This is a genomic window from Corynebacterium sp. MC3 (genome assembly GCF_900099485.1).
GTDB lineage: Bacteria > Actinomycetota > Actinomycetes > Mycobacteriales > Mycobacteriaceae > Corynebacterium > Corynebacterium pseudogenitalium.
The window spans coordinates 33,874-55,294 of the sequence record NZ_LT622812.1 but is presented as its reverse complement, the minus strand read 5'-3'; the positions used below and the strand labels follow the sequence as shown (position 1 = coordinate 55,294).

The 21,421-nt window shown below is 59.7% G+C and carries 19 protein-coding genes and 1 pseudogene; 12 read left to right on the top strand and 8 right to left on the bottom strand.

Translation table 11 applies throughout. The features are described 5' to 3' along the window. The first annotated feature begins 236 nt into the window (after positions 1 to 236). Positions 237 to 1,562 carry an ATP-binding protein gene (locus tag BQ4436_RS11500; RefSeq protein ID WP_304439929.1) on the top strand — a complete coding sequence of 442 codons (1,326 nt, stop codon included), beginning with the start codon at positions 237 to 239 and terminating at the stop codon, positions 1,560 to 1,562. A gap of 212 nt (positions 1,563 to 1,774) precedes the next feature. Then, entirely contained in the window at positions 1,775 to 1,900 is a 126-nt protein-coding gene (locus tag BQ4436_RS12400; protein ID WP_255366090.1) for a hypothetical protein, read from the top strand. A gap of 322 nt (positions 1,901 to 2,222) precedes the next feature. Here BQ4436_RS12400 and BQ4436_RS02275 read toward each other — a convergent pair whose 3' ends face one another. The 3 genes from BQ4436_RS02275 to panB form a co-directional block, all read right to left on the bottom strand. Then, positions 2,223 to 2,822 (bottom strand): hypothetical protein, encoded by a 600-nt coding sequence (locus BQ4436_RS02275; RefSeq protein ID WP_070975381.1) that lies wholly within the window; start codon positions 2,820 to 2,822, stop codon positions 2,223 to 2,225. A 177-nt stretch (positions 2,823 to 2,999) separates the two neighbouring features. After that, complete coding sequence (gene panC, locus BQ4436_RS02270; RefSeq protein ID WP_070975380.1) at positions 3,000 to 3,824, bottom strand: pantoate--beta-alanine ligase; 825 nt, start codon at positions 3,822 to 3,824, stop codon at positions 3,000 to 3,002. An 11-nt stretch (positions 3,825 to 3,835) separates the two neighbouring features. After that, positions 3,836 to 4,639: a 3-methyl-2-oxobutanoate hydroxymethyltransferase gene (panB, locus tag BQ4436_RS02265; RefSeq protein ID WP_070975379.1), complete on the bottom strand. Its 804-nt coding sequence runs from the start codon at positions 4,637 to 4,639 to the stop codon at positions 3,836 to 3,838. A 144-nt stretch (positions 4,640 to 4,783) separates the two neighbouring features. Here panB and BQ4436_RS02260 point away from each other — a divergent pair, with 144 nt between their 5' ends. From BQ4436_RS02260 to BQ4436_RS11495, 3 genes are read left to right on the top strand one after another with little or no spacing between them, the layout of a single operon-like run. Beyond that, on the top strand, positions 4,784 to 5,395 hold the full coding sequence (locus BQ4436_RS02260) for a DUF3558 family protein (RefSeq protein ID WP_070975378.1): 612 nt from the start codon (positions 4,784 to 4,786) through the stop codon (positions 5,393 to 5,395). 27 nt (positions 5,396 to 5,422) lie between these two features. After that, positions 5,423 to 6,841, top strand: coding sequence for a hypothetical protein (locus tag BQ4436_RS02255; protein WP_143000772.1), 1,419 nt, complete (start codon positions 5,423 to 5,425; stop codon positions 6,839 to 6,841). A gap of 46 nt (positions 6,842 to 6,887) precedes the next feature. After that, positions 6,888 to 7,205: a hypothetical protein gene (locus BQ4436_RS11495; protein ID WP_143000771.1), complete on the top strand. Its 318-nt coding sequence runs from the start codon at positions 6,888 to 6,890 to the stop codon at positions 7,203 to 7,205. Here the strand turns inward: BQ4436_RS11495 and BQ4436_RS02250 are convergent. Next, the gene (locus BQ4436_RS02250) at positions 7,186 to 7,605 is read right to left on the bottom strand and encodes a YbaN family protein (RefSeq protein WP_070975376.1); all 420 of its coding nucleotides are present in this window, start codon (positions 7,603 to 7,605) and stop codon (positions 7,186 to 7,188) included. The genes BQ4436_RS11495 and BQ4436_RS02250 overlap by 20 nt on opposite strands. 39 nt (positions 7,606 to 7,644) lie before the next feature. Here BQ4436_RS02250 and BQ4436_RS02245 point away from each other — a divergent pair, with 39 nt between their 5' ends. Next, entirely contained in the window at positions 7,645 to 8,166 is a 522-nt protein-coding gene (locus tag BQ4436_RS02245; RefSeq protein ID WP_070975375.1) for a flavodoxin domain-containing protein, read from the top strand. Here BQ4436_RS02245 and BQ4436_RS02240 read toward each other — a convergent pair. The 3 genes from BQ4436_RS02240 to BQ4436_RS02230 all read right to left on the bottom strand — a co-directional run bounded on the left by BQ4436_RS02240 (position 8,163) and on the right by BQ4436_RS02230 (position 9,758). After that, complete coding sequence (locus BQ4436_RS02240) at positions 8,163 to 8,621, bottom strand: hypothetical protein (RefSeq protein WP_070975374.1); 459 nt, start codon at positions 8,619 to 8,621, stop codon at positions 8,163 to 8,165. The genes BQ4436_RS02245 and BQ4436_RS02240 overlap by 4 nt on opposite strands. Before the next feature lie 70 nt (positions 8,622 to 8,691). Continuing rightward, a complete protein-coding gene (locus BQ4436_RS02235) occupies positions 8,692 to 9,183 on the bottom strand; it encodes a hypothetical protein (RefSeq protein WP_070975373.1) in 492 nt (163 codons plus the stop codon). 95 nt (positions 9,184 to 9,278) lie between these two features. Then, positions 9,279 to 9,758, bottom strand: a complete 480-nt coding sequence (locus BQ4436_RS02230; protein ID WP_070975372.1) for a hypothetical protein — start codon at positions 9,756 to 9,758, stop codon at positions 9,279 to 9,281. A gap of 1,222 nt (positions 9,759 to 10,980) precedes the next feature. On the opposite strand from BQ4436_RS02230, the gene BQ4436_RS02225 reads away from it, so the two are divergent. The 6 genes and pseudogenes from BQ4436_RS02225 (at position 10,981) to BQ4436_RS02200 (ending at position 20,045) form a co-directional block, all read left to right on the top strand. Next, positions 10,981 to 12,192 carry an IS1249 family transposase gene (locus BQ4436_RS02225; RefSeq protein WP_083329395.1) on the top strand — a complete coding sequence of 404 codons (1,212 nt, stop codon included), beginning with the start codon at positions 10,981 to 10,983 and terminating at the stop codon, positions 12,190 to 12,192. 705 nt (positions 12,193 to 12,897) lie between these two features. Next, positions 12,898 to 15,723 carry a leucine--tRNA ligase gene (gene leuS, locus BQ4436_RS02220; protein ID WP_070975371.1) on the top strand — a complete coding sequence of 942 codons (2,826 nt, stop codon included), beginning with the start codon at positions 12,898 to 12,900 and terminating at the stop codon, positions 15,721 to 15,723. Positions 15,724 to 15,777: 54 nt separating this feature from the next. Next, a complete protein-coding gene (locus BQ4436_RS02215; protein ID WP_143000770.1) occupies positions 15,778 to 16,899 on the top strand; it encodes a hypothetical protein in 1,122 nt (373 codons plus the stop codon). A gap of 22 nt (positions 16,900 to 16,921) precedes the next feature. Next, positions 16,922 to 17,554: pseudogene (locus tag BQ4436_RS12595) on the top strand (VanZ family protein); the annotation flags it as partial. 155 nt (positions 17,555 to 17,709) lie between these two features. Continuing rightward, positions 17,710 to 18,030, top strand: a complete 321-nt coding sequence (locus BQ4436_RS02205) for a DUF202 domain-containing protein (protein WP_070975369.1) — start codon at positions 17,710 to 17,712, stop codon at positions 18,028 to 18,030. A 491-nt stretch (positions 18,031 to 18,521) separates the two neighbouring features. Further along, positions 18,522 to 20,045 carry an ABC-F family ATP-binding cassette domain-containing protein gene (locus BQ4436_RS02200; protein ID WP_070975511.1) on the top strand — a complete coding sequence of 508 codons (1,524 nt, stop codon included), beginning with the start codon at positions 18,522 to 18,524 and terminating at the stop codon, positions 20,043 to 20,045. A gap of 157 nt (positions 20,046 to 20,202) precedes the next feature. On the opposite strand, the gene BQ4436_RS02195 is transcribed toward BQ4436_RS02200, so the two are convergent. Continuing rightward, on the bottom strand, positions 20,203 to 21,399 hold the full coding sequence (locus BQ4436_RS02195) for a plasmid pRiA4b ORF-3 family protein (RefSeq protein ID WP_143000769.1): 1,197 nt from the start codon (positions 21,397 to 21,399) through the stop codon (positions 20,203 to 20,205). Positions 21,400 to 21,421: the final 22 nt, after the last annotated feature.

The window sequence follows — 21,421 nt, the reverse complement described above, 5'->3', positions numbered from 1 at the left end:
AGAATGCGCAGTGGGTCTGAGTGTGATTTTGAGTGTTGTTCTTCAAAATCGCACTCAGAATCGCTCTTACACAGTAAGATATGCCTTTAACCTGCGGGTTTTGAGTGCGATTCTGATTTATATTTTGAGTTATACTTCTATACATGAGCGAAACCGCTATCAAAACCACCATCAACACACTGCGAGACATAGGCAACGACACCTAAAAAATCGAAGCAAAAGATGCCTCGCATGGCTTGCCAAAGAGCATTGATGAAACTCTCTCTGCGTTTGGAAATATGCCAGAGGGTGGAGTCATCCTGCTCGGTGTGGCAGAAGAAGACGGCAGTTTCCCCGTGACAGGTATTTCCAGCCCAAAGACCGTAGAGAGTCAGTTAGCAAATAAAGCACGACAGAAGATCGTGCCTCCCCTCCACCTCGGTGCTATCGAAACTGCAACAGTCGATGGCAAGACTGTGCTGCAGTGCATCGTTCCTCCGCAGCCCTCGGACCGTAAGCCATTCCGGGTTGGGAAGGGCGGCCCCGCCTACATCCGGTCCGGTGACGGTGACTACGAGCTTGACCCAAACGAGGAACAGCTTCTTGTTTCGCAACGCGGAGTCCCAAAGCACGATCGGGCACCTGTGGAGGGCGCCAGCGTAGAACGAGACCTCGACCCGGATCTGCTTGAACAGTATCTGGAGCAAGAGCGCTCACAATCCAGGCGTCTTGCCCAACTACCGCGAGAAGAGCAGTTGATTCGCACCAACGTCGTCGCACCCGATACAGGCGAGCCCACGGTGGCAGCAATCTATGCCCTTGGTATACACCCTCAGCAGTGTTTGCCTCTCAACGTCAAAGCACACGTTACCCGCGGGCCACATGACCCCAGGGCAATGCGAATGCGGGACAGGGAAGAATTCACCGGACCAGTGCCCGATTTGCTTGAAGCGGTAGTCGAGTGGGTCACCGACCACCTGCAAACAACCACCGTCTTTACTGATGGCCACGGCAAGGATGTGCCAGAGCTTCCCACGTTGGCCATTCGCGAGATTGTAGCCAACGCACTTGTCCACCGTGACCTGTCTCCGGCTAGCATGCTTGCCTACACACAAGTAGTAAAGCACTCAGACAAGCTCATCGTGGTCAACCCTGGCGGACTTTGGGGATTGACCGAAAGCGAACTTGGCAACACCGGACCGCGGGCACGCAATCCCGTCTTGTACCGCATGTGTACTGCAGTAAAGACGCCGAAAGGACACCGCGTCATTGAGGCGAGTGCGACGGGCATTCCCGCAGTACGTGAGGCTCTTCATGACGCCTTCCTCCCCGCCCCCTATTTCAAAGACAGAGTCATCGACTTCCAAGCGATCCTGACCTCTTCGACCATGCTTTCCGAAGCGGATCTCGCTTGGGCTACGAATCTTCCGGGGGGGGAGAGGTGTTTTCCACGGCGCAGCGCCATGCGCTCATCCGGATGCGCAATGGTGAGACGCTTACCAACGCGTCCTATCGCCAAGAATTCCCGATGGACTCCACCCAAGCACGCGCCGAGTTACAACAGCTTGTGGAATACGGCCTAGCGACCGCCCTTGGCCAAGCAGGTGGCACCGTTTATTCTTTCCTCCCGGAAGAGACATCTGCGCCGAAAGCCCCAGAGTCAGCAACTCCGACATCTCCACAATCACGGAGCCGCGCGTACCTACGGAGCGGGGAAAAAATCGACCTGATCCGCAAAGCGCTCCACCACGCCGGACAGCCACTGTCCAAACGTGAAATCGCCGAGCACACTGGCATGAGTTACGGTCAAATAACCCCGACCCTGAAGGCAATGGAGCAGCAAGGCATCATTACGTTCACAGAAAAGCACTGGAACGCGAAGAACCAGCGCTACGCGCTTTCTGGTGAACAAGACGAGTAGATGCGGACAACGCGGCGTCGAAAAAGAGCACCGCGCCTATCACCAGCACAGCGATCAGGGAGATCAAGAACTCGGTATGGCTCCCCTCAGCGCTCGGCCACAAGTCGATCAAGCCCGGCACCGCAAGCACAAGACCTGCGATCGCGATATAGCTTTGCGGCACTCCTGTAAATCTCTTGCCGCAGCTAATCGACGTCCAACTCCGTCCCAATAATGCGGCCCGTCTAGACGTAACTAATCGTCCAAGGTTTCCGTGTCTCCGGGAAACCATGGACGATTAGTCGGGTGCATTCGGCTTGTGTTGACAGAGGCCGTGATGGTGTTACGGCAGCATTGCAGCGATGTTGGCTGGCAGCATCGGCTTGAGCGCTGGCAGCGCGACCGCGCCGAGCACGCCCGCGATCAGCAGCGCGACCGGCGTCCAGAACGTTGCCGCGCGACCCGCGTTTGTCATCTTCGAGGACTGCTGGGTGATGAAGCTTGCCTCGTAGTTTTCGCCCTTGGCGCAGGCGATGTAGGATTTGAAACTTTCAATCGTGTACAGGAGTTCAGGGAACTCCTTGAGTATTTTCTCATCTTTGGTGATGGTGGTGCCAGTGTAGAACTGGATTAGCAGGCTGCGGTTGGTGCTTTGGAGTTCCCTCAGACGTGCCTCGATCTTTGGAAGATTCTCTATCGCCCATGTGCGGTCGGTTTGCTTCGTAAAGTAAGCAGCTTCGCTAGGGTCATCGAGGTGGCGCTGAACAATTGACATGTTAGTTTCTGTAATCTTGCACGTATTTTTGTCGACCATCTTGTTGCCCAGCGGTGCAGAGATTAGGTAGGAGTCCATCGGGTGCTTCTCAGTTTCGGCGCCCGTGGTCAGTGCGAGCGCCCCGACGGTCATGGTTGCGGCGAGGGCTACGGCTGCAATTTTCTTCACACCGAAAACTCCTTTGGGCGACAGGAAAAACAAGGTTCTTGTATATTCAAGCCCCCTCAGCGGTTGTCAAGGCTGCGGCCCGGGCGCGAAGTCAAGTGCAATTCTGTTCACAAAATCCCGAGCAAGCTTGTCAGCACACCTTCCACTCCAAAACCCCGGAACTCGCAGCGCCCCGGCCTACCCAAGCAGCGCGTTGTCGATGAGCCGCACGCCGTCCACCGTCGCCGCAACGAGCGCCAGGCCGGGCTCGGACGTCGGCTGCAACGTATCCGGATCGACGACCACCAGGTAGTCCAGCGTCACGCCCTCCGAAGCCGCGAGCTCCGCACGCACGGCATCCACGTCCAACGCGCCCGCGTCGACCTGTTCCTGCAGCGTCCGCAGCGAACGCGACAGTGCCAGCGCCTGCGAGCGCCCCGCCTCAGAGAGACGCACGTTGCGGGAAGACTGCGCCAGTCCGTCCGCGGCGCGTGCGATGGGCAGGGTGCGGATCTCCACGTCGTGGTTCAGGTCGTGAACCATCCGGCGCAGCACCGCTACCTGCTGCGCGTCCTTCTGGCCGAAGTAGGCCACGTCCGGTTTGGCCAGGTTGAACAGTTTGTTTACGACGGTCGCTACGCCGTCGAAGTGCCCCGGCCGCGACGCGCCTTCCAGGACGGTGCCCATCTCGCCGGTGCGAACCCAGATCTGCGGCACCCCTCCCGGGTACATCTCCTCGACACTGGGCGCGAACACGATGTCGACGCCGCGCTCCTCGCAAAACGTTGAGTCCGCCTCAATATCGCGTGGGTAGTTGCGGTAGTCGTCGCAGTCGCCGAGGTCGGTGAACTGCAGTGGGTTGAGGAACACGCTGGTAATCAGCGTGTCGACCTCTCCCCGGGCCCGCTCAATCAGCGTGCCGTGCCCGGAGTGCAGCGCGCCCATTGTCGGCACCAGGCCGACGGTCCCGGTCGCTTCGGCGCGCGCCGCGCGCAGTTCTTCAACAGTGGTAATGACTCGCATGGTGGCCTTCCTTAGTCCTCGAACGATTCGGCAGCAGCAGGAAAGTCCCCCTTTTCGACGTCCTCCCGGTACCTCCGCGCGCCCTCCAGCAGCTGCGCGCCCAGGTCCGCATACTGACGTACAAACCGCGGCGTTTTTCCGCCGGCGCGGAACCCGAACGCGTCCTGCCACACGAGCACCTGCCCGTCAGTGCCGTTACCTGCGCCGATGCCGATGGTCGGGATCGGAACCTCGTTCGTTACCCGCGTCGCGATCTCCGAAGGCACCATCTCCAAAACGACCGCGAAAGCACCCGCGGTTGCGACGGCGGTGGCGTCGTCAAGTAGTTGTTGAGCTGCGTCACCGCGACCTTGGACCACGTAGCCGCCGAGCGCGTGCTCGGACTGCGGCGTGAACCCGATGTGGGCACAGACGGGAATGCCGGCGTCGACAAGCGTTTTGATAGTCGGCGCCATCTCGACGCCGCCCTCCAGCTTCACTGCCTGCGCCCCGGTCTCCTTCATGACGCGCACCGCCGCGGCGAGCGCCTGTGCCGGCGACTCCTCATACGTGCCGAACGGCAGGTCAACCACCACAAACGCACGCTGCGTCGAGCGCACCACGGCCGAGGCGAACGTGATCATTTCGTCGAGCGTGATCGGTAGGGTACTGGTGTGGCCGAGCACCACGTTGGCTGCCGAATCCCCGACGAGCAGGAAGTCGATGCCGGCCTCGTCGAAGATCTGGGCGGTCATGGTGTCGTAGCTGGTCAGCGCCGTAAATTTGCGACCCTCGGCCTTGGCCTGGGCGAAGTAACGAGTACGAAGGCGTTTCATAGGGCCTTATATTAGGACGCTGGGTGGCGCCCCGCTGGCGGTTTTTGAAAACCGGATGTCCACCATGGTGTACACAAAACCCTTTACAATCGCGCGAAATGCACTAGGTTGTGTAGAAACACTTAGAAAAAACGGGGGGACACTTTGCGCACCTATACCTTGGCACCACTGCTCGCCGCCACACTTCTCGCTGGCTGTTCCAGCACCACCCTTATCGACGCCCCCTCCGCCCCCTCCAACGCCCCTCCCTCGGATTCCGCGGGCCAGAAAGCCTTCGTGTTTGAGTCTGGCACCGTCCCAATCGGCGCCTTCGACCCATTCACGCTTGCACCCGAGGACTACTTCGATCCCTGCAACGACATCACCGAGGAGGAATTCCGCCGCGCGGGCTTCACCGGGGAAATCAAGCGGAGCACGGACGGGGAGATTGACTCCATGTACGGCACTTCGGCATGTTCATTTGCTAAGGGCGACGCGTTCAGCAGCGTCGAGCTCTTGAGCGTTGACGGTAATGAAGAGTTCGCGCGATCGGCGAGAACGCTGCTCCCTGAGTTCCAGTCTGAGGTGTTGCCAGAAATTTATGTCTATAACGACGGGATTGATTATTCATCTCTCCACGTGTGTATTGCGCAGATAGATACGGAGCGAGGCGCCATTGGAGCTTTCTTTAATACAGTTCATGAGAACGTCTCATTCGATGAACATTGCCAAATTGCTATCGAGGCTCTTGAATCACTGTATTTATTGCAAAGTTAGAAACTAGTCACCATTTTTAGGGGGAAAATGACAAAAATATTGATTGAAGTTGATGACGTTAATTCTGCTGTACGGGATCTGTTGGCAGTAGCTCAAGGCGGAAATCGGGCTATTGGCGGCCGTGCAGTCGGTGGAGGAGCTACCTTCTCCGCCGTCTCCGGCCTCCGCGAGGCAGGGGAGAAGCACGGCGCGATTTACTCCGAGCACGCTCCACTTGCGACGGACGCGTTCACGGGGAATGTGAAGTCGTCGGCAAAGGTGCTGAAGGTCTGCCTGGACAATACGGTGATGGCGGACGATTCGATTGCGGGGATTGTGAAGGCGGTAGGGCTCAGTGCGACGCCGGGTTTGAGTGGGTTGGGTTCCAATCTTGGGATGTCGTCGGCGGCGGCTGTCGCGAGGAGTTACAAGACGCAGCCGTTCAATAACAGTTCGGTGTACGCGTCGACGGATGGGAGCTTCGAGTCGCTGGTGAGCAACATCCTGACCACGAATACCGCGGTGCCGACGGGGTTGGCGTCGAATTGGACGTCGAACGCGCAGCGTATTTACGAGATGGTGGAGGCCATCGCCCCGGCCATCGCGTCCCTGGAATCTTCGTCTGAGACCGAGTTCGTGGCCCAGGCGATTGCGCGTCTCCAACTGATTCAGGCGGCGGGTTCCGAGTACGCGGCCAACTCGGCGGCGCTTGCTGGGAATAACACGGGGTTGGCGGCGTTGGCGTCGTCGTCGCAACTTATGGCGGCGGCAGCTCAGGCTGCGGCCCTAGCTGCTGAGGCCGTATCCCCGGCCGCGGTGAAGGCCGTGAAGGAGGCCTTCGTCAGTTCCTACCCGATGTACGTCAACTCGTACCTGCCAGCGACAAACCCGACGTTCGTCAAACTGCTTCCGGACCTCACCGACGTCACCGGTTCCGACTTCTCTATCAGCGGCCCGCCGAGCCCCACCGCCCCTGAGTTTGCAGACGCCCCAATGCCAGCGGGGCTCGCCAGCATCTTTGCGCACAACGGCTACACGGATCTCGCGAACGCGCGTGGCCCGCAGGATGTGTTGCAGCAGTTTGGGAAACCGAACCCGGACATGCTCAACGCTATCGCGTCCGGCGCCACCCCGACCCAAGTCGCCTCGGCGCAGGCCCCGACGCTTCCTCCACCAGGGGCGCTGAATGCCCCGGCGGCGAATGTCGCGCCGGGCGCTGGTCTCCACGGTGGTCTCGCCTCTGGTGCCGGTGGCCTCGGCGGCGCGACGACCAGCGCCGCCTCCGCAGCAGGCTCCGGCGTAGGTGCAGGCCAAGGCGCATTCGGCGGCATGCCGATGGGTGGCGCAGGCGGTGGTGGTCGCCACCGCGCCGGGTCGTTGCACCAGCAGGCGCCAGGCTTCGGCTCGTCGACAGGCACAGGCGCGGGCTCACCCGCAGCCTCAGGCCTGTACCTTATACACATCTAGATAGAACCGAAGAGCGTCGGGTAGGGGAAAAGGGGAAATACCGGTGGTGGCCGGACCCCTAATAAAAAAACACAGCGCAGGGGGCTTCGCCGGTCGGCCGGGCGCCGGGTCCACAGGCGGCTTCGGCGGCCAACCAGGCGCAGCGGGTGCCACAGGTTCTGCCACCAACACCGCAGGTCAGCAAGGTCAGCGAGGCGGCTTCATGGGTGCACCAATGTCGCAGGGCCGCGGCAAAGATGACAAGAAGCAACGCCCCAAAGCGGTCACCAGTGCCGTCGAGAGGGAGGGCAACATCCACGCCCTTCTTGGCGACGCCCCCTTGGTCAACCCCGGCGTCATCGGCTTCAACGTGCGTGGTCAGTAGGCAGCCCAGCGCGCTGGCGTAGTTCGGCGGCGCGCTCGGGGCGTGGCCGCAGCCGCCAGATGTGCGCGCTCACCCCGGCACCAATCACAGCGAGCAGCAACGCCACCGGCCACAGCCCGACCACCACAATCACCACCCAGATGGAGGCGCCCATCCCCAACCACAGCAGCCCCAGAATCCGCAGCTTCTGCGCCCGCGTGAGCTGTCCTGAGTAGTAGTCAATAATGAATGGCCCGAACGTGTCATGGCGCAGCAGGTAGCGCTCCAGCCTTGGCGAGCTCCGCGTGAAGCACACCAGCGCAAGCAGCAGAAACGGCGTCGTGGGCAGGATCGGAACCCACACGCCGACCGCTCCCAGGGCAAGCGCCACCAGCCCCACAATCATGTACACGTATCGCATCGTCGCCACATTCTAGCCGCAACATGCAACAATAGTTGTATGACTGCCTGCACTATCCTGTACGCCTCGTTCTACGGATCCACCAAGGAATACGCCGATGAGCTGGCGAAACGCCTCGTCACTGCCGCCGAGCCAATCCCCGACGCCGACTTCTCTCCCGAAGGCCCCATCGTGGTCCTCGCCCCCATCCACGGCCCGAACAACCCCGGCGCCAGCTTCATCCGCAAGCTCCCTGACCCACTTTTCGACGCCCACTCCGTCTCCCTCGTCACCGTCGGCATGAGCCTGGACGAAGTGGCCGTCGATAAGGACTTTTCCGCGAAACTTTTGGGCAGCCGTGCGGACAGCGTCACCCGCTTCTACCTGCCCGGGCGCATGAACTACTCCGAGCTGTCGGCCGCCCACGCCGCCACGATGGCGGGCGTCGTCGGCGCTTTGCGACTCAAACCGCGCAAGTCCGCGAACGACCGCATGATGATCGACACCTATAACAAGGACGTCGACCGCGTTGACTTCACCCGCCTCGCCCCCGTCGAGGCCTGGGTGCGCGACAACGCTTAGCGGAGTAGCCCAGCCTGCTGCGCGATTCCCCCGAGCAGGCCGAGGATGCCAAGCACGAACCCGATGATGATGCCGGCTTTCGTGCCGTCATCCATCGGCTCAGCCTTGAAATCCTTGCCCTGCAGGCATGCCTGGAGTGCCATGCCGTCATTGATGGCTGCGGTTTCCTCAGCAGTCGAGGATCCAAACGCCTCGCTGAGCTGCGACGACTGCTGCACATTTGAGATGTCCGTATCTGCCAGCTTCTTGAGGCCATCTTGCTTTGACACCCATTTTTTGATGGCGTCCTGAGTGTACGTTCCGTTGTTTTGGGTCATGTCCGCGCTGTCGAACTTCAGTGTGCAGTACTTCTGGTAGTTCTTCGTGCTCATCGTGTTCGACGCCGCATCGGCAGCCGGCGCGAGCATGGAGGCAGCCAAAGTGGCGGCGACAATAGTGGCGGTGATCTTCTTCATGAGTATTTTCCTTTTTGTAGAGAGAAAGCCCCGCATGGTGCGGGGCGAGCATTCCAGGTGGAACGTGTGCCTATGGCAGCATCGCTGCAATGTTGGCTGGCAGCATTGGCTTCAGCGCTGGTAGAGCGAGGGCAACGATGCCTGTGAGCAGGCCAACGCCGGTCAGCGTCCAGAAAGTAGCCAGACGTGCCGTGCGGTCCATTCTGAGGGAGAGCGCGGTGATACCGTCGGTCTTGTAGTTCCGGCTCTTGGTGCAGGCGCTCATTGCTTTTCGGGATTCCCACTTAGCGGTCTTCCAGGAGCCTTCGTCGATACCGGACAGGAAGCCGAGGCGGTCAGCAAATTCAGAACCGTCCCCTGGATCTGCAGCCAGCTCGGCCTCTGCCTGGGTAGGGGTGAACGTCTGGTTGTAGGTCAAAGTCCCACCGTCAAGCACTTTGATAACACAGTTACCGTTGACCATTGTATTTGTGACAGTGACGGTATCGGCCGCTTCGGCCGCAGGGGCCGCCAGGCCGAGTGCCATGGTTGCAGCTACGGCTGCGGTTGCGAACTTCTTCACAGTGAGATCTCCTTTAGTTGACAGGAAGAAATAAGGTTCTTGTATATTCAAGCCCCCCCCCTCATCATTTGTCAAGGCGGGGGAGATGCAGGGGTCTAGCGGAACAGTCCAGCCTGCTGCACGATTCCCCCGAGCAGGCCAAAGATGCCAAGCACGAACCCGATGATGATGCCGGCTTTCTTTCCTTCGTCCATCGGTGTGGACTGGAAGTCCTTGCCCTGCAGGCATGCCTGGATCGCCAGGGCGTCGTTCATGCGCGCTGCGTCGTTACCGTGCGAAGAGCCGAATGCCTCGCTGGGCTCGGACGACTGCTGGGCGCGTGGGAGAGCCTTGTTTGCAAGAGCAGTCAAGGTCTTGTCCTTCTTGACCTCACTTTGCAGGAAGGTGGCGTTTATATTTTTAGAATCGAGCTTCAGTGTGTAGTACTTCTGGCCATACTGGTAGCTCATCTTGTTTGACGCGGCATCCGTAGCCGGTGCAAGCCTGGAGACGGCCAGCGCCACGATGCCGAGGAGCGTAGGCACAATGATTGACAGGCAGTATGCAGCTGCGCGAGCCTCGTGCGGCTCAACCACGGAGGGCAGCGAGTCAACAGCGTTGGTGGTGTAGTTCTTGCCTTCTTGAGATAACGATCGTTTCTTGCGGCTCGAGTTAGGTTAGGGCTTGCGTTTGATGACTTCGGGTATGCGTGCAGGGCCGGTAATCCAAACTTCAGCGCCAGGCCATAGTGCGTGAACCGTACGGCTGGCAATTCGGTGCCAGTGCTGCAGCGTGCCGGTATCTAGAAGCGGCTCGAGGTGTGAGGCCCTATTTCTGGCATGTAGGAGGGTTGAGCACCAGAAATAGGCGGTACCAGCTGAAGCGTCGAATCCTTTGCCTGTTGCGCAGATATTTGTCCGAAGATCTATTGCCTGGTCCCAGATATCGAATTGTGGAGCGTTCGCACGACCTCCGAGCCGAATTGGTTTCGGTATGAGGTGCCTCCATGACCCAAAAGTTAGCGCGGCCACGAGGTCGTCGTGGGTTGGGTGTGGTTTGACTGCATGCCCGTTCAGTGGATCTCTCATCGAAGCCTTTGCTTTTGCTTCCCACCATGATCCATGAAGGTCTCCTTGGCGCCTGTGGGGGCTATTGGTCCAGCTGGATGGTGGAGTGCGGCGGACAATATGTGATAAGGGTACCTGTGGCTGGGTAATCCATTCTGGTGTACCGCCGACTTGCATGTTCCATGCTCGTAGCTGTTGATCAATCGTATCCCGCAGCGCAACTTCAACTAGCGCTAGGGTGCTTGTCACTGCGGCGGCTGCATCGATATTCCATTGATATAGTGCGAGGGCTTTTTCTGGTTCCTGGTGTGCTGCATCAAGATAGGTTTGAAACCGTGGGGCAGGGATATTTGTGATGAGCTTTTGATATGAAGACGGTTGCATTTGTTTTCCTTCATTATGTCAGCGTTGGCTGGTTTGCTCTGTAGAAAAGGGATGGGTATGATTGCGGTCATTGAGCAGGAATCACCTGCAAATTAAAGGAAATTCCGGTCCCGAACATTTTTGTTTGGGGCCGTTTTTCATTTCCGACTGCTTGGATCTAGCGACCCCCTAAGCCAAATTTACAGGTCGCACCCGGCTTAAGGGACATTTTGTGTGTATAAATCTGTCCGGTTTCCTGGGATGACCTCGCCTAACAGTCCGATATGGTTTCCAAAACAGTTCCATTCGCCCGTTTCGAGAAATCAACACCGAATACCACCACACCTGTGGTATAGGCTCCGACCGTGGTGCGGTAAGGCCAATTGCTATGGCAATCACAAACCGGCCGTCTTGCCCACTATGCGGCCACACACTGATAAAAAACGGAACCACAACCGCAGGCACACAACGCTGGCGCTGCCCGAACTGCAACGCATCCACAATCAACCCCCGCGCCCGCACCAACGATGTACGCCACTTCAAAATCTTTCTCGACTGGATCCTTTCCGGGGAACCCGCAGACCGCGTCGCTCAACGACACAAGGTGACCAGACGCACCTTAACCAGATGGTTTCAACTGCTGTGGTTTATCACCGTGCCCAACATGACAGACCCATATCGCGTCTACGACCAAGTCTTTATCGACGGCACCTACTTCCACAAGAAATGCCTGCTCGTTGCATGTACGGACACACACGTCATTGCCTGGCACTGGTGTTTGCGGGAAAGCTCATCGGAGTACCTCAAACTCCTCGACAAGATCGCCCCACCGCTAATCATCACCACTGACGGCTCAGGAGGAGCCTTAAAAGCAATCCGGAGTAAATGGCCCCACGTAGCCATCCAGCGCTGCCTAGTCCACGTACAACGCAACACGTTTAGCGATATCAGTAAAAACCCGATCCACCCAGCACATAAAGCAATCCGCAAGCTTGGCTACATGCTCGTCAACGTTGCTGATACCGACGATGCCGCACGGTTTATCGCAGCCGTACACACCACCCGCATCACCTTTGACGACTGGCTCAAACAACGCACCTATCGCCGTGATATCCCCCAAGGTCAAGTACCAACATGGGTCAACGACACCCAACAATGGTGGTACACCCACCGCAATGCACGCCGTGCACTACGCAGGTTTGAAAAGCTCATCCAAGACGACCAACTCTTTGTCTTCCTCGCCCCACCAGAGGGCGTGACACAAGATGTAAAAGCCACCACGAACCTGTTAGAAGGCGGGATAAACAAGCAGCTCAAAGACAAAGCTGGCCAGCACCGTGGCATGTTCGATGAACATCAACGCATCACCATGGACTGGTGGCTATACATGCACACGCAAGACCCGGTACCGCCTCTTGAGCTTGCCCGGCAACAAGACTTCGGACGCGTCGGCGAGAAGGCCGCACGAGCTGCGTGGGCCAGAGAAGAATTACAACGCCGCGGTCACCTGGATGGGCGGCCGAAAGAATTCGATACCGGCATTGATCATCAGTGGAACCCCAGCTTAGGCGTGAGAAAAGGGTGGGCTGGACGCAGCTAAACACACACAAAATGTCCCTTATCGCGACACGCCGTAAAAACACACAAAATGTCCCTTAAGCCTCGATACCGGCATTGATCATCAGTGGAACCCCAGCTTAGGCGTGAGAAAAGGGTGGGCTGGACGCAGCTAAACACACACAAAATGTCCCTTATCGCGACACGCCGTAAAAACACACAAAATGTCCCTTAAGCCTCGCACCCTCAGTAAAAAGGAGAAAGCCCTACAGGCGCCAATTGTCCTGTAGAGCTTTCTCCACTCATAGCGAGGGACCTTGTCCTCACTTTCTGCAGATTCACAGTACTCCTGGAAACGCTCAATGCAAGCTATTCCTAACCCGATGGCGGCAGAAGGGTCTGCCAGCTGAGCGTCTCTCTAAAGCGCAGGGCCCGCAACCCGTCGAGGTTCCCGTCGACCTCTTCCGGTCGACCAACGCAGGTCACGGCATTTTGAGGCTTTTCGACGCCAATTCCCCCATCTTGTGCTGACCTGCATTGGTCGACGCTAAGAGGTCGACCGGAACAGCCCAGCCCCCAACACCCCACCAGCCAAGCCGCATGCAATTCTGTTCACGAATTCTCTAGCAACGTTTAGACGACACATCCCACCCAGCCAACAAACCCAACCCACCACACCCCACCCGGCCAACAAACCCACCCAGCCACATCCCACCCCGCCCCACTGCACCCACTACACTGTGTATCCATGACTAACGCGAGCGAAACCCCAGCGCACCGTTACGGCGCTGGCCTGGCAAATCAGATTGAGCAGAAGTGGCAGACGTTCTGGAAGGACAACGGCACGTTTAACGCGCCGAACCCGGTCGGCGACCTCGCTACCGGTGACCCACTGCCCGAGGACAAGCTGAATGTGCAGGACATGTTCCCGTACCCGTCGGGGGCGGGGCTGCATGTGGGGCACCCGCTTGGCTACATCGCGACGGACGTGTTTGCCCGCTACAACCGCATGTTGGGCAAGAACGTGCTGCATACGTTGGGCTATGACGCGTTTGGTTTGCCGGCGGAGCAGTACGCGATTCAGACGGGTACGCATCCGCGGACGACGACTGAGGCGAATACCCAGAATATGAAGCGTCAGCTGGGTCAGTTGGGGTTGGGGCATGATCCGCGTCGTTCGGTGGCGACGACCGACCCGGAGTTTTATAAGTGGACGCAGTGGATTTTCCTGCAGATTTATAACGCCTGGTTTGATGAGGAGCTGCAGAAGGCGCGTCCGATTGAGGAGCTGGTCCGTGACCTGCTCACGGGCGCCCGCCTGACCAAGGATGGCCGTAGCTTCCGCGATTTGACGCATGCGGAGAAGCACAAGGCGATTGATGAGTTCCGCTTGGTCTACCTGTCCGATTCGATGGTGAACTGGTGCCCTGGCCTGGGCACGGTGCTGGCGAATGAGGAGGTCACGGCGGAGGGCCGTTCGGAGCGCGGGAACTTCCCGGTGTTCCGGAAGCGGCTGCGTCAGTGGATGATGCGTATTACTGACTACTCGGATCGTCTGCTCGATGACCTTGACTTGTTGGATTGGCCAGAGAAGGTCAAGGCGATGCAGCGTAATTGGATTGGTCGTTCGCGTGGTGCGCAGGTGGCGTTCGCGTCGGAGGCAGGCCCGCTCGAGGTCTTCACGACGCGCCCGGACACCCTGTTCGGCGCGACCTACATGGTGCTCGCGCCTGAGCACCCGCTTGTCGACGCCCTCACGGCCGATGCCTTCCCGGCCGACACGGATGAGCGTTGGACGAATGGGGCGGAGTCGCCGAAGGTGGCCGTCGAGAAGTATAGGGCGGCGATTGCTGCCAAGAGTGACTTGGAGCGCCAGGAGAATAAGGAGAAGACTGGCGTGTTCTTGGGTTCGTTTGCGACGAACCCGGTGAGCGGCGAGCAGGTCCCGATTTTTATCGCGGATTATGTGCTGACCGGTTATGGTACGGGCGCGATTATGGCGGTGCCGGCGCATGATGAGCGCGACTATGAGTTCGCGACCGTCTTTGGCCTGCCGATTGTGCCGGTGCTCGACGGCGACGTCACGGAAGCCGCCTTTACTGGCGACGCGCCGCACATTAACTCGGCGAACGAGCAGGGCCTGGACCTCAACGGCCTGGGTAAGGACGAGGGCATCGCGAAGGCGGTCGAGTGGCTGGTCGCCAACGGTGCTGGTGAGGAGAAGATCCAGTACAAGCTTCGCGACTGGCTCTTTGCCCGCCAGCGCTACTGGGGCGAGCCGTTCCCGATCGTGTACGACGAGAACGGCCAGGCGCACGGCCTGCCGGAGGACATGCTGCCGGTCGAGTTGCCGCAGGTAGAGGACTACAACCCGGTGTCCTTCGATCCGGAGGACGCGGATTCTGAGCCGGCGCCGCCGCTGGCGAAGGCCACCGACTGGGTCGAGGTCGAGCTCGACCTGGGTGAGGGCACGAAGAAGTACTGGCGCGACACGAACGTGATGCCGCAGTGGGCGGGTTCCTCCTGGTACCAGCTGCGCTACATCGACCCGACGAACCAGGACGCGTTCTGCGACATCGAGAACGAGCGCTACTGGACCGGCCCCCGCAGCGAGAACGATCCGGGCGGCGTGGACCTCTACGTCGGCGGTGTGGAGCACGCGGTGCTGCACCTGCTCTACGCCCGTTTCTGGCACAAGGTGCTCTATGACCTGGGCTTTGTGTCCTCGAAGGAGCCGTACCGCCGCCTGTTCAACCAGGGTTATATCCAGGCGTACGCCTACACGGATTCGCGTGGCGTGTACGTCCCGGCCGCCGAGGTGGAGGAGAAGGACGGCAAGTTCTACCGCGACGGCGAGGAGGTCAACCGCGAGTACGGCAAGATGGGCAAGTCCCTGAAGAACGCCGTCGCGCCGGATGACATCTGCCGCGATTACGGTGCGGATACCCTGCGTGTTTACGAGATGTCGATGGGCCCGCTGGACACGTCGCGCCCGTGGGCGACGAAGGACGTCGTCGGCGCGCACCGTTTCCTGCAGCGCCTGTGGCGCCTGGTTGTGGACGAGGAGTCCGGCGAGGTCACCGTCACCGACGCCGCGCTCACCGAGGATGACAACAAGCAGCTGCACCGCACCATCGCCGGTGTCCGCGACGATTACGAGCACCTGCGGGACAACACGGTCGTCGCAAAGCTGATTGAGTTCACGAACTACCTGACCAAGACGTACCCGTCGGGCGCCCCGCGCGCGGCGGTCACTCCGCTGGTGCAGATGGTCGCGCCGCTCGCCCCGCACATCGCCGAGGAACTCTGGGCAAAGCTCGGCCACGCCGACACCATCACGTTCGAGCCGTTCCCGACCTTCGAGGAATCATTCCTTGTCGACGCCACCATCGAACTACCCGTCCAGATCAACGGCAAGGTGAAGGCCAGGATCAACGTCCCGACGGACGTATCGAAGGAGGACACCGAGGCGGTTGCGCTGGCGGATACGCGCGTCAAGGAGCTGACTGACGGCAAGAACGTGGTCAAGGTGATTGTGGTGCCGGGCCGTATGGTGAACCTGGTCGTTAAGTAAACGTTCAGGAAACGTGTAGGTGCTGCGGAGCGTTTGTGTGTACTGTTGGGCACCATGACTGAACCAAATACACCTAACAACGATCCGCAGAACCCGGGCGGCATCCCGTCCTACCCGGAATACGGCGCGTCGCCATACGGCCAGTCCTCGGGACAGCCCTACGGGGAGCAGTTCTCTGAGGAGCAGGCCGATTTCGGTGCGTTTGACGTCAACTCGGCCGCGCAGGCGTCCGGGGAGAGCGCGTTGCGCTACCACGGCGCCCAGCTCGCCGTCCCGACGAGCCCCGCAGCAGCCATGCTTGCTAACGACGACGGCTTCGTCGGCATCACGCCTTCCCAGTACGGCGACGGCGTGACCCCGCACCCGATCAGCAACCCGGCCGTCAACGGCGTCGCCCACCAGCTGGGCACCGGGAAGCTGTCCGTCGGCGCCGCGCTGAAGTACGGCTTCAAAACCGCCTACGGAAACCCGGGCACCTGGCTGGTGCTCGCGTTTGTGTACGCGCTGCTGAACAACATCGGGGCCGTCTTCCAGAGCGACACGGTCAGCGCCCTGGGCATGCTGGCCCTATTCTTCGTCACGCCGCTGTTCCTGGCCGCCGCGCTGCAGCAGACCCTGGTCGGCCCGAAGCAGTTCGTCCTGAAGGACATCAAGTCGGCTGCCTACGGCAAGACGCTGGGTATGTCGGTGGTCGTCGGCATCATCACGACTCTGATCTTCGCCCTGCTCATGGTGATCGGGTTCGTCGCTGGTTTCGCCGGCGCGGACCCGGAGGCGCTCCTGACCGCCTCGAGCGGTGATCTCAGCGCTATCGACCCATCCGCGTTCGTGACCCTATTCGTTGGGATCGGCATCGCGGTGCTGATCATGTTGCTTATCTCGCCGTTCTTCATCTTCCAGTCGTTCTACGCAGCCGACAACAACGGCACTTTCGGCGACGCCTTCAAGGCCGGCTTCACCACAGCGAAGCGCAACTACGGTGGTCTGCTCGGCCTGATGATCGTCTGCGGGATCCTGATGGCCACCGTCTCCGGCAGTGGCGCCGCCTCCGGCGTGGCCGCTTTTGTCTCTCTGGTGCTGGGCACGCTGCTGGCCGCCCCAGCACTCCTGGCGATGGTATACGCCTACCGCCAGGTTTCCGGAGGCCCCGTCCCGCACGAGGTAGCCGTTGCCTAAGCGCAGCACCTACTACACGGCCGTGGCACTGACCGCCGCGGCCGTGCTCTTTTTTACCATCGGCAAGGCGTACGTTGGCCTGCCCGGGGTGTGGGACACAATCTCCCACGAGGTCCGCCACCTGCGCCTTATCCCCTTCGGCTCCTTCATCTACTACCGAGTCTGGTGGGGGCCGTGGCTCAACCTCATCGGCAACATCGTCCTCTTCCTCCCAGTCGGCTACCTGGCACGCCTCCGGCTCGGCAAGGTCTGGAAGGCCGCCCTGGTGTCGATGGTGGCGTCACTAAGCATTGAAGTAGCCCAGTACGTGCTCGCCGCCGGCTACTCAGATATCGACGACCTCATCATCAACACCGCCGGCGGCACCCTGGGCGCTACACTTGCCCACATGCCCAGCTTCACCCGCACCATCTTCCCCGACGGCAACGAGCCCGACGCCCGCTTCACCCTCGCCAACGAGCGCACCTTCCTCGCCTGGACCCGCACCGCGCTGGCATTCCTGGCAGGCGGCATCGCCCTCGGCGCCTTCGACGTCACCGGCATCACCCCAGAGACTCAAACCTTCGCCGCCGCCACCGTGATCGTGATCGGCATGGCCATCGCCGCCGGCGCCGCCATCCGCTGGGTCCGGGCGCTCCGACCCAGAAGCCAACTAGGATGACGGCGAGGTTGTCGGTGAGGTTGGTCTACCCGGTGCCGAGCGATATGATCCCGATGAACGTCATGGCCCTTGGCGCCATCATGTCCTGGTGGAAGCGGGGTGCGCGGTAGAGTTGTGTATCAGAGACAGGTGTTAGTGGGGCTCCTCTCGTGACCATCCCAGTTGCCGACCCCGGCCTCCAGCCCGAGCGCACCGCCCTGAGCTGGACCCGCACCGCCCTGGCCATGCTCGTCTGCTCGATGGTGCTCCTGCGCTGGTCCTACGCCTACCCCGTACCCGTCTTCGGTGCCATCGGGCTCCTGCTCACCCTGGCAGTGGTGCTCATCTCCAGATATCGACGCCTCTACCGCACCGAAGCGCACAACCTCGCCCAGGAGCGCTCCCAACCAAACACGGTTTCCGTCTTCGCCACTGCGTGTGCGCTAGTCGGTCTGGGTGGGTTGGGTCTGTGCCTGGTCCTTGCGCAGTAGGTGTGCGCACCTTTTTCCTACCCGAGGAATCCGCGACCTAGGCAAACGCGCCGGGCCGTGGGCGAAAACAAGGAATTTGGTGTCACTCGGCCCGATGCAGTGACAAATCACGCAGCTAGCAAAAGGTAGCCCTTTTCTGACCTGCAAATATGAATATCTGCACCAAATTAGTGTGCGTCTTTTGTCACTCGCCGTCAGGCCTGCGCACCTTTTCCTGCCTAAAAAATCCGCGCCCTGGGCAAACGCGCCGGGCCGTGCGCGGAACTTCGCAAAGTCTGTCAGGACCAATTTCTGACCAGGCACGATGCCGACCGCTGACAAAGTCCGCCGGAATCTGTCAGCCCGGCCCTACCCCGACTCACAGCAGCGCAAACCCCTTGACCCCAACGGGGACCGTGATAGTATCGACGAGGAGTTGTCCCCGAGGGAAGGAGTAGGCCGTGCTCATGTTCCGTGTTTCCGCCTAACACGAAACAGAAAGTTGAATGAGCATGCCTATTACCCTGAATAACGTCTCCCTCGAGTGGCCTAACGGAACCTCGTGCTTCTCGGACTTAAATGCCATATTCTCAAGTCACCTCACCGGCCTGATCGGCGATAACGGTTCCGGAAAAACGACTCTGATCAGGATCATTCTCGGCGAGCTACAGCCGAGCACTGGTTCGGTCGAACGCCCGTCGAAAATCGCTTACCTACCTCAGGATCTTGGACTGCAACCGGGCACTACGGTTTCAGACATTTTTGGGGTCACCGAAATCATCGAGGCAATCAACGCCGTCGAAGGTGGCCAGTTCAATCCCGAATTGTTCGAGCTCATTGGCGACCGGTGGGATGCTGCTGAAGAGACTCAGGCTGTGTTGTCAGCTCATGGACTCGAGCTCAACTTGGACAGGTCACTGTCTACTATGTCCGGTGGAGAGGCTGTTCGTGTTGCACTAGCTGCGCTCATGGCTGACAACCCCGATTTCATCGTGATGGACGAGCCCACGAACAACCTCGATGCGGAAGCGAAAGCCCAGCTGATCCGTTCTCTTTCCAAATCCACTGTTCCTGCGATTGTGGTGAGCCATGATCGCGACTTATTGGATTCCGTGGACGAAATTGCAGAACTTCACGACGGGAAGCTACGTCTTTTCCTCGGCAACTACTCTGCCTACCGCGAAACTCTGGCCAACGAACAGGACGCAGCGATGCGGGAGGTGCGGGACAAGAAGGCAATTCACAGTAGGCAGGTTCGGGAGCGTGAGGCAATGCAAACTCGCATTGCTCGGGACGCTCGTCGCGGAAAGAAGTTCGCGGTTAACAAACGCAAACCTGGCATGGCGATGGGGCTGGACAAGGATCGGTCTGAGAAAACTGCTGCTCGGCGTGGTGCGGCTCATGCCGAGTCTGTGGAGTCGGCTCTCGCTGCGTATCGTCACGCGCAAGACAAGGTTCGCGACGATCAGCATGTGTTCATTGAGCTTCCCGGTACGGCGCTTCCGAACGGAACCCGTGTTATGGAAATCCCAGGGCTCACTGTTGTGGGCCCCGAGCGTGTCCGGATCACTGGGCCGAACGGCAGCGGAAAGACGACCCTGCTCAACTCTGTTGCAGACGGTAGCGCGGGGTATGTGATTAGGAATGTGGGGTACCTCCGGCAACGCATTGTTCTTGACCCTAATCAGACAGTCTTGGAGTTGGTCTCGGAGGCCAACGCTTCTGCTGACCCGCAGTATATTAGGGACCAACTCGCGCAACTGTTGTTTCAGAATGAGACTGTGCACGCGCCTATTGGAACGCTTTCGGGTGGTGAGCGTTTCCGCGTTGAGTTTGCCCGTGTTCTTCTTTCGTCGCCTGCTCCGCAGCTATTGCTTCTCGACGAGCCCACCAACAACATCGATATCTCAACCGTGAACTGGCTTGTTTCCGCTCTTGAGAGTTATGCAGGTGCGGTTCTTCTCGTCAGTCACGACGAAGACTTCTGTGAGCGTATGAACCTTGACAGGGAAGTTTCCATCGATGATCTGACCTGATGCCTCCAGGCATCCTCCCGCCAGAAAAGCGAAACCGGGAACTTTCTTGCGTCTCCGGACAGCCGACCTGGAGAAACACCGCCGTTGTGGGGCGCTAAGGGAAAACAAGGAATTTGGTGCGCGTACCCCGCCCCGCGTACCCCGCACCGCACAAGTACTACGAAGAAAAGTCGATGGCGATGCACTTCAGCATGTCGTAGCCATCCCCGTTGAGGGCGAACCCGTCGCCGGTGTCCTCGCCGAACCCGAAGGCCTCGAGCATCGCGGTGCCTTCTTTATAGATGGTTGAGTCCGGGAGGTGGGGGGAGTCGGAGATGAGGTTGAACATGAGTTGGTTCCAGTTTTCGCGGCCGAAGGTCGCGTAGAATCCGCGGGCGATGTTTTCGGCGAAGTCGAATGGGTTGTCGCCGCCGCTGAGCAGCTCGACGCCCTCGTTGGTGATGGTGTAGCGCCCGGTTTGCTCGGCGCGCATGAAGCCGGATTCGACGAAGAAGTTGTGGAGGTGCCTGCGCCAGATGGGGTCGTCGGGGAGGAGTCCGTCCATGAGGTTGTAGAGGGCTTCGGTGATGCCGGTGTAGACGGGGGAGTCGAAGGTTGGGTTGGGCCCGTAGTAGTCCTCGAGGAATTCGCCGATGGCGGTCATGACGGCGGGGTTGCTTTCGGGGTTGGGGTCGATGGCCATGATGTCTTTGAGGTCTTCGCGGTTGGCCAGGTATTCGCGGAGCGCTTCGCGAACGTCTTCGTCTTCTTCGGCGGCAGCCTCGGGGTTCATCATGTTGCGGGCGACCATGGTTTCGACGCTGTAGTACATGCGGTTCGAGATACTGACCGGGTCTGCCTTGGTAAGCCTGTCCACCATGTGGCCCGGCGACATGACGGGCATCGCGGAGAACAGGGTTGGCGTGATGTGCATGTCGGCGGGTTGGCCGGCTGCGAGGCGGACGGCTTCGTCATAGAGCTCGCTCATCATGGCGGGGCCTTTGAGGTGCTCGATGACGTCGGGGCCGAGTGCGGAGATGAGGACGGGGGTCGGGCCTGCGATGGTGGATGGCCCGAGTACTTGGACGTTGATGTTCCAGTTGGCGCCGGCGTCGTAGATGTAACTCATGGTTTCGGGCATGTCTTGGACGGTGAGGTCGTTTTCGTCGTATTCGCCGGCGGCTGGTTGGGCGGTGTAGACGCGTTGTTCGCCGTTGATGTTCCCCGAAAACATGTGTGTTGCTGCGCTCGAGAAGCCGAGGGTGGCGTCGATAATGAGTGCGAGTTCCCCCAGGTACATCGAGTGATCAACATTAATGCATCGTGAAATCTCGGGTCGGGAGTTTTCTACGGTGATTAATAGAGAGATGTTCATGTCGTTCACTCTATAGTTTTGT